The organism is Streptomyces sp. NBC_01214 (assembly GCF_026340975.1).
Classification (GTDB): Bacteria; Actinomycetota; Actinomycetes; order Streptomycetales; family Streptomycetaceae; genus Streptomyces.
Genome location: NZ_JAPEOS010000001.1, coordinates 4333484 through 4345772, shown reverse-complemented (window position 1 = coordinate 4345772; position 12289 = coordinate 4333484). Strand labels below are relative to the sequence as shown.

Here is a 12289-nt window from a genome sequence, read left to right as displayed (position 1 = left end):
GGGTCAGACCTCGGCGTCGACGTCGGATCCGGCGACGCTGACCCGGATCTTGGACTGGCCGTGGCCGAGTTCCTCCCAGTCCTCCATGAAGCGCGCGGAGAGCCCGTGCCCGGCGGCGAGGTCGATGAGGGTCTCGGTGCGGTAGTAGAAGTCCTCGCGCAGCACCTGGTGTTCGGTGCCGGTGGTGCGGTCGAAGGTGAAGTCGAAGTGCCCCCCGGGCGCCAGGACCCGACCCACGTGGGCGAAGCACTCGTCGATGACGTCGAGCGGCGAGTGCGAGAAGACGCTGTGGGCGTGGACGACGTCGAAGTAGCCGTCGGGGAGGAAGTCCAGCGTCAGGTTCTTGGTGAGGGTCAGGTGCGGGACCTTGGCTTGGAGCCCCCGCTCGGTCAGGGTCCGCTTCGCGGCGATGAGGATGTCGGGCGAGATGTCGATGCCGTAGTAGTGGCCCGCGTCGAGGTAGTCGATGAACCGCCAGCCGGCGCGGAGGTTGCCGCAGCCGATGTCCAGCATGCGCGCCGCGGGCTTCAGGCCGTGCCCGAGGAGGTAGTCGAACTGCATCTGCCCGAGCACGAGCCAGCGTTCGTGGGTCTGGCTGCCGACCGCGGCCTCGGGGTTGCGCCGGGTGTCCGAGGCCATCACGGCCCGGTAGTAGCTGACGTGGTCGGGGTGCTTGAAGGCCAGCCACCGGTCGCGGGCGGCCCGCCTGAGGTACGGGGCGATGCGGTGGGGCCGGCTCGCGGCGTAGCGGACCTTGTGGACGAGGGATTCCCGGTTCGCGGTGAGGTTCTTCCTGGTGGCCATGAGCACTCCGTCTCCATCGCAACGTGAACCCCCGGCGGCGGGCAGGAGCGGCTGCCGCCGGGAGGGATCTTCAAAACCCACCATACGTCGACGACCGACATATACAAATCACTGGACTACCCAGGGAGGCGGAAGGTTTCAACACGACGCACACCTGAACAGTGAGCAAAATTGGATATTTACGGCGATATCGCCCAGGTTGCCACTCGATGACCCAGGGGTCCACGCAACGCGCCCGGGGGTATGACGCCTCGTCAGCCGCGCCTCTGGCAGCATGAAGAGATGGCAGACATACATCGGAAGGTCGGCTCGGGATCGCCGCTGGAGCCTCGGATCGGCTTCTCCCGGGCGGTGCGGGCAGGACAGTACGTCGCCGTCGCGGGGACCGCTCCCCTCGCGGACGACGGTTCCACCGTCGGCCCCGGCGACGTCCACGCCCAGACCGTACGGTGCCTGGACATCGCCGAAGGGGCCCTGCGGGAGGCCGGGGCGTCACTGGAGGACGTCGTACGGACCCGCGTCATGCTCACCGACGTGACGCGGTGGCAGGAGGCCGCGCGGGCGCACGGTGAACGGTTCGCCTCCGTCCGGCCCGTCACCACCTTCGTCGAGGTGTCCCGCTTCATCGACCCCGACTGGCTCGTCGAGGTGGAGGTCGACGCGGTCATCACCCGGGAAGAGTCCTGAGGGGGGCCGGGTCCCCGTCGTGCGAAGCGGTCACGCGGCAGGCGCGGGCCGTTCCCCGAGCAGCCGGGTGCGGAACAGGTCGAGGACGGCGTCGAGCGCCTGCCGGGTGGGCTGTCCCGGTTCGTCGATGAGGTGTTCCGTCAGGACGGAGTGCGGTGCGAGGGCGCTCTGCGGGTTCGCCGCGCTCGCGTCCAGCTCGATGGCGACGAAGGCGTCCCCGAGTTCCCGCCGGAGGTGGGCGAACCGGTCGCCGGGGACGAGCCGGTCGCCCCGGAAGCGCAGCCCGAGCACCTGGAGCCCCTCGCGCTCGCAGCGTCCGCGGACGACCGCGAGGTCCTCGGGGCTGATGTCGATGGCGCCCGCGCGGCTCGCGGTGCAGGCCAGCGGGAGCGAGGGCTGGGAGAGCACCGGGGCGACGAGGCGCTCGTCCGTGGCCATCGCCAGGGCGAATCCGCCCGTCAGGCACATTCCTACGGCGCCGACCCCGGGACCGCCGCAGCGCTCGTGTTCGGCGGCCGCCAGGGCGCGCAGCCACCGTACGACGCGCGAGCTGCGCCCCGTGGCCAGCAGCGTGAACTCGCGGCTCACGCACACCCGCCACAGCGACGAGGCCATGTAGCGGCCGGCGCTCGACCGGCCGACCGCGCCGGGATCCGCGTCACGGCCGGGTTCCCCGAAGAGCACCGGGAGTACGGCCGTGCATCCGGACGCCGCGACGTGCTCGGCGAACGCGATGACCTTGGGGGTGATGCCCGGGATCTCCGCCATGACGATCACCGCGGGGCCCGTGCCCCAGCGCAGGATCCGGCGGGTGGCGCCGTCGTGGGTGAACGTGCTCTTCTCGAACCCGCTCAGGTCGTGGTCTGCCACGCGCCCCGCTCCTTTTGACGGCCCTCTCCTGGACGACATCAAGTTACCGATAAGTAGAGCCCCGTGGTCAAGCGAACGGGACACGTTTCTCTGCGCCCGCCGAGGACGGGGCGAGCACCATGGTGGCGCGGAGCCGCCCGGTCCCTCCCCCACCACCCGGACGGCGGAACGCGCCGGGCGTGCGGAGTGCGGCCGGGTGAGGCTGGGGTGGAGCGGCGGCGCCCGCCGTGGGGCCCTCGCCCGGTCCGGTCGGGGCCGGTCAGGTACCGCCCGAGGAGGCTCACCCGATGGAGAACGGCCCCGGACACGACGCTTGCGAATCGATCGGCGCCGCTCACCGCACAGCGCGCGCCAGCGCCGCCTTCGCCGACCGCGCCGACTTCGACGACGCCACCCGCGGCTTCGTCGCCGCCCTGGAGCCCTGCGTGATCAGGGCCGAGGACGGGAGCGTCGTCTGGGACGGCGACGCCTACGCCTTCCTCAACGGGGACCGTCCGGACACGGTCCATCCCAGCCTGTGGCGCCAGAGCCGCCTCGTCGCCCTCCAAGGCCTCTTCCAGGTCGTGGAAGGCGTGTACCAGGTGCGCGGCCTGGACCTGTCGAACATGACCCTCGTCGAGGGCGAGCGCGGCGTCGTCGTGATCGACCCACTGATCTGCGAGGAGACGGCGGCCGCGGCGCTCGCCCTGTACCGGGCCCACCGCGGGGACCGTCCCGTCACGGGCGTCCTCTACACCCACAGCCACGCCGACCACTTCGGCGGCGTCAAGGGCGTCACCACCCAGGCCGAGGTCGACGCGGGCCGGGTCCCGGTCCTGGCGCCCGAGGGCTGCCTCGAACACGCGGCGAGCGAGAACGTCTACGCCGGCACGGCGATGGCCCGCCGCGCGGGATACATGTACGGGGCCGGTCTGCCCAAGGGCCCGCGCGGCCAGGTCGGTGCGGGCCTGGGCCAGACCACCTCCACCGGCCGGGTGACGCTGATCCCGCCGACCGTCGACATCACCCGTACCGGCCAGGAGGAGACCGTCGACGGCGTGCGCATGGTCTTCCAGCTGACCCCGGGCACCGAGGCCCCGGCGGAGTTCAACCTGCTGCTGCCCGATCACGGGGCGCTGTGCATGGCCGAGAACGCCACCCACACCCTCCACAACCTGCTGACCCTGCGCGGCGCCCTCGTACGCGACCCGCGCGCCTGGGCCGCCTATCTCACCGAGTCCATCGCACTGTTCGGCGACCGGTGCGACGTCGTCTTCGCCTCCCATCACTGGCCCACGTGGGGTCGCGAGCGGGCCATGTCGTACCTGGCGCAGCAGCGGGACCTGTACGCGTACCTCCACGACCAGACGGTCCGCCTGCTGAACCAGGGGTACACGGGCACCGAGATCGCCGAAACGCTGCGCATGCCGCCGGCGCTGGAGGCCGCCTGGCACACCCACGGCTACTACGGGTCGGTCAGCCACAACGTCAAGGCCGTCTACCAGCGGTACATGGGCTGGTTCGAAGGGAACCCGGCGCTCCTGTGGCAGCACCCGCCGGAGGAATCCGCCCGCCGCTACGTCGAGTTCATGGGCGGTGCCGCAGAGGTCCTGCGCCGTGCCCAAACCTCCTTCGAGGAGGGCGACTTCCGCTGGGTGGCCCAGGTGGTCGACCACGTCGTCTTCGCCGATCCGTCGAACGCAGAGGCCCGGGAGCTCCAGGCCGATGCCCTGGAGCAGCTCGGCTACGGCGCCGAGAACGGCACCTGGCGCAACTTCTACCTCACCGGCGCCCAGGAACTGCGCGGCGAGCAGATCGGGACACCGGCCACCGCCGCGTCCCCGGACGTGCTCGCCGCCCTGAGCCTGGACCAGCTGGTGGACTCCCTCGCCGTACGGATCGACGGGCCCCGGGCCTGGCACGCGGACGTCGCCGTACGGTTCGCCCTGCCCGGCTCGGACCCGCTGACGCTGCGCCTGGGCAACGGCGTCCTGACCGGTGTCCGCGGGGACAACCCCGCGGCCGGGCGCCCGCACGCCGTCCTCGTCCTCGACGAACCCCTCCTGCGCGGGCTCCTGCTCGGCGCCCTACCGCTGGACGACCTCCTGCGGCGCGATGGGGTGGCCCTCGACGGCGACCCCTCGGTCGTCGCCGAGCTCTTCTCCTACCTCGACTCCCCCGACCCGGACTTCGCGATCGTCACCCCCTGACGGCACGCGCAGGAGCCGGGGCCGACCTGCGTCGCGCCCCGGGGCGGCCCCTATGCTGCGGGGATGATCAAGCCGATTGAACTCGTCATATTCGACTGCGACGGGGTGCTCGTCGACACCGAACGCATAGCGCTGCCCCTCCAGGTCGCCCTGGGAGCGGAGCTGGGCTGGCCGCTGACCGAGGAGGAGGTCATGGACCGCTTCATCGGGCGCTCCAGCGCCTCCATTCACGAGGCCATCGCCGGCCGGCTCGGCGAGGAGACGGCCGGCCTCTGGCGGGAGTCGTTCGAACAGCGCCACCGCGAGGCGGTGGACGCCGGGTTGTCCGCCGTCGAGGGACTGCCACAGGCACTCGGTGCGATCACCCTGCCGACCTGCGTCGCCTCCAGCGGCTCGCACGACAAGATGCGCCACACCCTCGGTCGCACGGGCCTCTACGAGCACTTCGAGGGCCGCATCTACAGCGCCACCGAGGTCCGCCGCGGCAAGCCCGCCCCCGACCTGTTCCTGTACGCGGCACGGCGGATGGGCGTCGACCCGGCGGCGTGCGCGGTGGTCGAGGACAGCCGCCCCGGTGTCGAGGCCGCCCGCGCCGCGGGCATGCGGTCCTTCGGCTACGCGGGGGGACTGACCCCGGCCGAACGGCTCGAAGGCGCCGGCACCGTCGTCTTCCACGACATGCGCGACCTGCCCGGCCTCATCGCCTCGGATTGACCCTAGTGGTCACAGGTGCGCGTCGCGGGCGAGGGCGGTCATGACGGCCTCGGTCTTGCGCTCGCCGAACGGCGGCGGGGTGACGTCGCGGTCCCGCAGGGCCTGTTCGAGCTGCGCCTGGACCTCGGCGGCATCGGCGATGTCCGACCGCACCGACACTTCCAGGAAGCGCAGGCCGTTGTCGGTGCGCCATTCCTCGATCGCCACCTTGCCGGGCAGCTCGTCCCACTCGTCCTTCCACTTCACGGCGCGTACGGGGCCGAGCGCCGTCAGGTCGGCGAGCTCGGCCTCGGTGAGCTCGGCCACGCCCAGGAGTTCCCGCTGTTGCTCGATGAGCAGCAGCTCGGGCGGGCCGCCCTCGGCCTCCAGCGAGGCCGACAACATCGGCGTGAACTCCGGTCCCGTCCGGTCGTCCTCGATCTTGAACTTCCAGCCCTCGCCCTCCCGGTCACCCCGCCAGCGCTCCGGCAGCGGGGGGCAGGGACGCAGTTTGACGGTCAGGTCGGTTTCCCGCTCGGAATCGGGCCCCTCGTCGTCCCGGCGCCGGCGCAGGATGATGCCCCGATCCAGCAGGGGCAGGGTCAGCGTGCCGTCTGCCGCCCACTGCGGTCGGTCCCAGAAATGGATCGAGCGGCGGCTCCCCTCGTCCCGGTCGAGCTCCAGGGCGTCGAAGGCCGCCTTCGCCTCCGCCCCGGCGAAGCTGATCTTGATTTCCGCGGCCGTGGCCGTCGGGAGCTCGTTCATGGTGCCGTTATCCCACGCGGGGCGCAGCCCCGCATCTCACGCGGCGGCGCGCCCCGGGGACGGCGGACGGGCCCTCCGCACCCGGGGTGCGTCGGGCCCGTCCGCCGCCGTGGCCGCTCTCAGGCCGTCGGCGACAGGATGATGCCCTGCGGCCGCCGTGCCGTGGGCGGGGTGCTGCCGGCGACGATCAGGGCGAGTAAGACCGCGGCCGCCTCGCTCTGCAGGAGCCGGGCGGCCTGCTTCAACCGGCTGGGGTCGGGGACCGGGATGGACAGGGCCACGCATTCCGCTTTCGGGCCCGCGGTGATCGGCACCGCCGCGCACACCGTGCCGAGCGCGTACTCCTGTAGGTCGAGGAGGGGGGTGTTCGGCGGGCGGTCGTCGAGCTGGTGGAAGAGGTCCTGCTGGCTGGTGAGGGTATGGGGCGTGAACCGGGTGAGCCGGTGGCGGGCCAGGTGGTCCTTCCGGTCGGCGTGGTCGAGTTGGGTCAGCAGGGCCTTGCCCACGGCGGAGGCGTGGGCGGCGACGCGGAAGTCGACCCACTCCTCGACCACGGGTGCGGCCGGTCCGTCGGCGTACTGGGTGATGGAGACCTCGCCGTCGGTGTAGCGGGCGACGTAGACGGCGGCGCCGACGGCGTCCCGCACCCAGGCGAGGGTCTCGTGCAGGTGCCCGCGTCCGTCTCCGTTCGCCGATTCGGCCAGCAGGAGGGCGCTGCCGGCGACGTACGCGTCCGGTCCGGTCGGGGTGGCGAGGTTCGCGCGGATCAGCTGCTCCATGGCCCGGGCGAGGACCAGTTGCGGCAGTGCCGTTTCACGGGCGATCTGGGTCAGGTTCACGCCGCCCGAGTAGCGGTTGATGACTTCCAGGACGCGCAGTGCCTGGTGGGCGGATTCCAGTGCGGCGGGGGCGGGGCTCCCTTCGGGGGTGTTCCGGGCGGCGTGGGTCGGCCGGGGTTGTTTCAGTGCTTCGAGGGCCCAGGAGCTCGCCTGGTCCGTCAGGTGCGGGGTGCTGAGCCGGGCGTTCTGCGCGACGGCGACCGCCACCTGCGGGCCGGGGGTGACGACCTCCCCCAGATCGGGGTGCTCCTTGCGGGGGCGGGCCGTGACCGCCTGGCGCAGTCGTGCGGGGAGCCTGCACGGGGACCGGCCGGCCCGTCCGGGTCCGGTGGTGAGGGCGGTGAGGTCCTGGGTGGTGATGGGCGGGGTGGTCCAGATGACCGAGGCGCGGAGGGCTCCTTCGAGGTGTTCCGGGAGCGGTGGCAGGGGCGGCAGGTGTTCTTCCGGGGGCAGGGTCCGGGCCTGGCCCTTCCAGTGGCGGGCGGTCGCGACCTCGGCCCGGGCGAGGTGCAGGAGGTAGAGGCAGTGGGCGGCGGTCTGCGAGCCCGCCCCGGCCGCGTACTGGAACCAGAACTGCGCGTCCTCCATCCGGTCGGCCAGGTGGAGCAGGCAGCCGAACAGCAGGGCCGAGTCCACGCCGTGCGGCCAGGAGTCGGCGTCGAGGGCGAGTTCGGCGAAGGGCCGGCTCTCCACGAGGCACCAGGTGAGGTCGTCCAGACCCCGGGCGGCGCGCACGTGACAGGCGGCGTCGAGGATGAGGTCGTCGGCTGCTGTGGCGGACGCGGAGGCGCAGGCGGATGCGGCCGGTCCCCGCGGCGGCGGGGTCGCGGCGCCGGGAGGGCCGGTGGTGCCGATCGCCGAGCGGGCGCGGTCGGCGACGATCCGGCGGGCGATCCGACGGCGGGCCGCGCCCTCGTCGTATCCGGCGTACTCCTCCGCGAGTACCGTCGCGTCCGCAAGGGCCGCGTCCAGTTCGCACAGCGGCATGTCGCGGTGGCGGGGCATGTCGCTCACTAGTCCTTCTCCTCTCCGGGGATCCATTCCACCCCGAGCTTGCGGGACAGGGTTCGGCGTGCGCCGCGGATGTGCGAACGGACCGTCGCGGGGGTGATCCCCATCATCCGGGCGACCGTGTCGGAGTCGTTGCCCAGGAGGAAGGCCAGCAGCACCACGTCGTACTGCCGCTCGGACAGGCCCGCGATCGCCGCGTACAGCCCGAGCTTCGACTCCAGCAGTTCCAGCCGCTCTCTGGAGGAGCGGCGCAGCGCTGCGAACCACGCCGTCTCCACCATCGCCACCTGCCGGCCCAGGGCCGCAAGCCGCCTTTCGACGTGCTCGCGCAGCACCGCCCACGCGAAGCCGTGGAGGCTCGCCTCCTTCAGGGCCTGGCGCCACACCTTCAGCAGGAAGGTGAACACGTCGTCGACGACTTCCTCGGCGTCCTTGGGGTTTCCCAGCTGCAAGTGGGCGTAGCGCAGGTAGGCGCGGTGTTGTTGGGAGTGGAACGCGGTGAAGTCCACCGGCAGCACGCCGGCCAGTTCGCTGGAGACCGCCTGGTCCCCCGATGGATCGAAATCGCCTTCGCTCATACGCTCCCCCACAGCAGCTGTTCGTCGCCGCGCACCGGGGCGGCGGGGACCTCATGGTGGCGGGGGCGGGGAGCGGCACGGCGGTGGCCGGCGGATGGTCCGCCGGTTCCCGTCCGCACCCCCGCGCCCGGCAGGCGCATGGGCGCCCTGAACACATCGATGACGCGATAACGGGCACGGGTGGCTAACAGCGTGAGGGCGGTCGTCTCGGCAACATTCACGTCGGCGCGGAACCTTTCAAGTGGATCATGAGCAACCGGCATGCCTGCCCCCCGAACCGGCAGCCGTGGAGCAAGGGGCGCTCCCATTCACCACCCCATCGGAAAGCGAGCCCGATCGTGCAAGCCGGTCCCTGAAAATCTTCCGAAGCAAGCGCATCCGCTTCTTCGCGCGCCCTGGTCCGCTCGCGCGCGCCCCGGCGTGCCCGCCGAGCGCCTCCGCCGCCGACGCGCGCCCGATCGGGGCTTCTTCCGCTGTTCCTTTCACACGATCGGTTGTCAACGCGGCCCCATCCGGTGGAACACGTACCGGCTCCCCACTCTCCGGTGCCCCGTACCTGCATGGTGGGTCCAGCTTTCGGCGCCCCGGCCCCTGCGCCCCGCGCGCCCGTCGAGGAGGAAGGGGCTGTACAGATGGCGTTCGCGAGGACCTTGCTGCCCGCCGTGCTCTGCCTGGCACTCACCGGGGTGCCCGCCGCGCTCCCGCACGCCGCGGCCGCCGCGCCCTACGACGGCCAGGTCGGCCACGAGAGCGCGCTGTTCAGCGTGAAGGCCACGAACAACGCTGCGTCCCAGGAGTTCACGGTGGACGGCACCCGGCTCTCCCGGGTGAGCGTCTGGTTGGGCAGCGCGGCGGCTACGGGCACCGTGACCGCGCAGGTCCGCCGGGTCCGCGAGGACGCGGGGTCGGTGATCGCCTCGACGACCCTGGACCTCGCGGCGCTCGGCGGCGCCGGCGCCGGCTGGGTCGAGTTCCCGCTGAACGCCACCGTCACCGCGGGCACCACCTACCACCTGTTCCTCCAGGCGAGCACCGCGGACAGCGCGCCGATCGCCTGGTACGGCACCACGCGGTCGGTGCCCGGCTCGCTGACCAGCTGGAACTACGACAAGGCGTACTGGGGCGGCTGGCACGCCTACGGCTCCCGGCTCGCCTTCCACGTCAATCCCACCGGCAGCGAACGCTGCGGGGAGACCGAGCCCTGCTACGTACCCGCCTCGGCGCTCGCCGCCCGCACCTCGGGCCTGCTGACCAACCGGGTCGCCACCGAGGCCGTCCTGCCCTCCTTCGCCGTGGGCGCCTCCTACGTCGACGGGAGCAACGTGCTGCGCCTGCCGTCGGGCCGGTGGCGGTACCTGCCCGACGGGGACCCGGCGTCGGTGGTGGTCGAGGCGGACGACCCGGGCGCCCTGGCGCAGGTCGAGGAGAGCCGCGCGTGGTTGGCGGCGGGCGAGGTGCCGGGGACCACCGCCGCGCAGCGGGCCGCGTCACAGCGCGCCCTGCTGTCGATGCGGGCGCTGCTCAAGCCGAACGGCGCCTTCGCGGCGGCGTGGGCGCCGCCGTGGGAGTACTCCTGGCCGCGCGACGGGGCCTTCGCGGCGGTGGCCTTCGCCGCCACCGGGCACGACGAGGAGGCGTACCGGATCCTGGGCTACGACGCCCTCACCCAGCGGGCCGACGGGACCTGGGAGGCCCGTACCCTGCTGGACGGCAGCGGGCCGCCGGACGCGCGGAAGTGGCAGCTGGACGCCAACGGCTGGGTGCCCTGGGCCACTTGGCAGTGGTACCGGGCGGCGCCGCCCGACGGGCGGGAGGAACGGCTGCGCGCGCTCTACCCGATGGTGCGCGGGGCGGCCGACTACGCCGCCCGCTCCCTCGGACCGGACGGGCTGCCTCCGGCGTCCCCGGACTACTGGGAGCTGGACACGACCACGGCCAACATCGGTACCGCCGCTCCCCTGCTGGCCGGGCTCAACTCCGCGGCCGACCTGGCCGCGGAGCTGGGCCTGGGCGCGGACGCGGAACGCTGGGGTGAGGCGGCCCGGCGGCTGTCGGCCGCGATCGCCACCTCGTTCGCCCCGCTGGGGTACCAGCGGACCGTCGACGGCGAACACGGGCGGGACAGCGCGGTGGCCTTCATGGCGCCCCCGTTCAACGCCGCCCCGGCCGGTCTCGCCGAGGCGCTGGACTCCACCTACCGGGCGCTGCTGCTGCCGAACGGCGGGGTCTCGCCCGGCAACGACCCCTCCTTCAGCTGGGGTGCGTACGCGTGGACGGCCAGCACCTCCTTCTTCGCCCTCGCCTGGGCCAGTACCGGTGAAGCTGCGAAGGCGGGTGCGGTGCTCGACTGGGTGCTGTCGAAGCGGAACGGGCTGGGCGAGCTCCCCGAAACGGTGAACGGGGCCGGGCTGCCGTCCGCCGTGGCGCCCCTGGGCTGGACGGACTCGCTGGTCGTACTCACCGCCCTGGCCCTCCAGGGTGCGGTGCGGCCCACTCCCCCGGCGACGCGGTCTGGCGCGCAATGACCGGCCCTGTGAGGGTCACCCACGTGCTGTGTGCATCGACAGGAGGCGGAGGCGGTTATGCGCGGTAGAACGATCGCGGTGGTCGGCGGGAGCATCGCGGGGTGCGCCGTCGCGACGGCGGCGGCGCGGGCGGGCGCCGGTGAGGTGGTGGTGCTGGAGCGCACGAGCGGGCGGTTGCAGGACCGGGGCGTCGGCCTGTGCATCCACAACGAGCGGGCCGCCGAGCTCGGCGCGAGCGGCGCGCTGCCCGGGGGGATCGCCGCGCACCCGCTGGAGCGGCGCCGCTGGGTGGTCCGCGACGATGCCCACGGGCCGGGCGGCCGGGTGATCTGGGAGCAGCCGTTCCCCTTCCACTCCTACCACTGGGGCCTGCTCTGGCACGGACTTCGGGAGTCCGTTCCGCAGTCGGTGGTCTACCGGCAGGGGGAGGCGGTGACGGGGGTCGAGGAGACCGGGGACGCGGGCGCCTCGGTGCGGCTCGCGGGCGGGTCCGTCGAGCGGTACGACCTGGTGGTCGGCGCCGACGGGTACCGGTCGGTGGTGCGCACGGCGCTCTGCCCGGACTCCCGGCCGCAGTACGCCGGCTACGTGTGCTGGCGCGGCAACTTCGACGCGGCGCTGCTCGCGGGGATCGGCAGCGTGGCGGACTCGGTGCCGGAGGCGGGGACCACGGTCTGCTTCCCGGGCGGTTCCTGCGTCATCTACCGGATTCCCGGGCCGGACGGACCGCGGGTGAACTGGGTGCTGTACGGGTCTGCGCCGCAGGACGGGCAGCTGCGCCGGGGCGATCCGACGAGCTTCCCGCCGGGCGGCCTCACCCCCGCACTGGCGGGGCATCTGGCGGCCCTGCTCGATCGCGAGTTCCCGCCGTACTGGGCGCGGGCGCTCGCGCTGACCGACCCGGCGGACACCTTCGTCCAGCCGATCTACGACATGGAGACCACGCTCACCGCCGCCGGGCGGCTGCTGCTCGCGGGGGACGCGGCGAGCGTCGTACGCCCGCACAACACGAGCGGCGCCGCCAAGGCGCTCCAGGACGCCACCGCCCTCGCCGACGGCTGGCGCCGCTGCGGGTCCTTCGAGGAACTGCTGCGCGGATACGAGGAGACCCGCGGCGCCGCCGGACGGGAGCTGGTCGCGCTGGCCCGCCGGCTGGGCCGCGCCCAGGTCGAGCAGACCCCGGCGTGGGCGGGCATGGACGGCAGGGAGATGGAGGCCTGGTGGCGGGGCCAGCTCGGCGGGGCCCCCGGTATCGGGGGCCGGGCCATGACACCGTAGGCCTCGGTGGTCCCCGGGCCCGCCCATTCGGATCTTGTCGGCCGGGCCCG

Annotated in this window: 10 protein-coding genes; 5 read left to right on the top strand and 5 right to left on the bottom strand. The window is 73.0% G+C overall.

The genetic code is table 11. The features are described 5' to 3' along the window. Positions 1-3: 3 nt before the first annotated feature. A complete protein-coding gene (locus tag OG594_RS20430) occupies positions 4-804 on the bottom strand; it encodes a class I SAM-dependent methyltransferase (protein ID WP_266600954.1) in 801 nt (266 codons plus the stop codon). A 282-nt stretch (positions 805-1086) separates the two neighbouring features. On the opposite strand from OG594_RS20430, the gene OG594_RS20425 reads away from it, so the two are divergent. After that, positions 1087-1491 (top strand): RidA family protein, encoded by a 405-nt coding sequence (locus tag OG594_RS20425; protein WP_266600952.1) that lies wholly within the window; start codon positions 1087-1089, stop codon positions 1489-1491. 30 nt (positions 1492-1521) lie between these two features. Here OG594_RS20425 and OG594_RS20420 read toward each other — a convergent pair whose 3' ends face one another. After that, entirely contained in the window at positions 1522-2361 is an 840-nt protein-coding gene (locus OG594_RS20420) for a dienelactone hydrolase family protein (RefSeq protein ID WP_266600950.1), read from the bottom strand. A gap of 287 nt (positions 2362-2648) precedes the next feature. Between OG594_RS20420 and OG594_RS20415 the strand changes: the two genes are divergently transcribed. Both OG594_RS20415 and OG594_RS20410 read left to right on the top strand, forming a co-directional pair. Continuing rightward, positions 2649-4550: an alkyl/aryl-sulfatase gene (locus OG594_RS20415; RefSeq protein WP_266600947.1), complete on the top strand. Its 1902-nt coding sequence runs from the start codon at positions 2649-2651 to the stop codon at positions 4548-4550. Between the two features lie 63 nt (positions 4551-4613). Continuing rightward, a complete protein-coding gene (locus tag OG594_RS20410; protein ID WP_266600945.1) occupies positions 4614-5264 on the top strand; it encodes an HAD family phosphatase in 651 nt (216 codons plus the stop codon). A 9-nt stretch (positions 5265-5273) separates the two neighbouring features. Here OG594_RS20410 and OG594_RS20405 read toward each other — a convergent pair whose 3' ends face one another. The 3 genes from OG594_RS20405 to OG594_RS20395 all read right to left on the bottom strand — a co-directional run bounded on the left by OG594_RS20405 (position 5274) and on the right by OG594_RS20395 (position 8436). Further along, entirely contained in the window at positions 5274-6008 is a 735-nt protein-coding gene (locus OG594_RS20405; protein ID WP_266600943.1) for a hypothetical protein, read from the bottom strand. Positions 6009-6127: 119 nt separating this feature from the next. Further along, a complete protein-coding gene (locus tag OG594_RS20400) occupies positions 6128-6907 on the bottom strand; it encodes an IclR family transcriptional regulator (RefSeq protein WP_266603068.1) in 780 nt (259 codons plus the stop codon). A 953-nt stretch (positions 6908-7860) separates the two neighbouring features. After that, entirely contained in the window at positions 7861-8436 is a 576-nt protein-coding gene (locus OG594_RS20395; RefSeq protein ID WP_266600937.1) for an RNA polymerase sigma factor, read from the bottom strand. Positions 8437-9068: 632 nt separating this feature from the next. Between OG594_RS20395 and OG594_RS20390 the strand changes: the two genes are divergently transcribed. Both OG594_RS20390 and OG594_RS20385 read left to right on the top strand, forming a co-directional pair. Continuing rightward, positions 9069-10961 (top strand): hypothetical protein, encoded by a 1893-nt coding sequence (locus tag OG594_RS20390; RefSeq protein ID WP_266600935.1) that lies wholly within the window; start codon positions 9069-9071, stop codon positions 10959-10961. 57 nt (positions 10962-11018) lie between these two features. Further along, positions 11019-12239, top strand: coding sequence for an FAD-dependent monooxygenase (locus OG594_RS20385; protein WP_266600933.1), 1221 nt, complete (start codon positions 11019-11021; stop codon positions 12237-12239). Positions 12240-12289 lie beyond the last annotated feature (50 nt).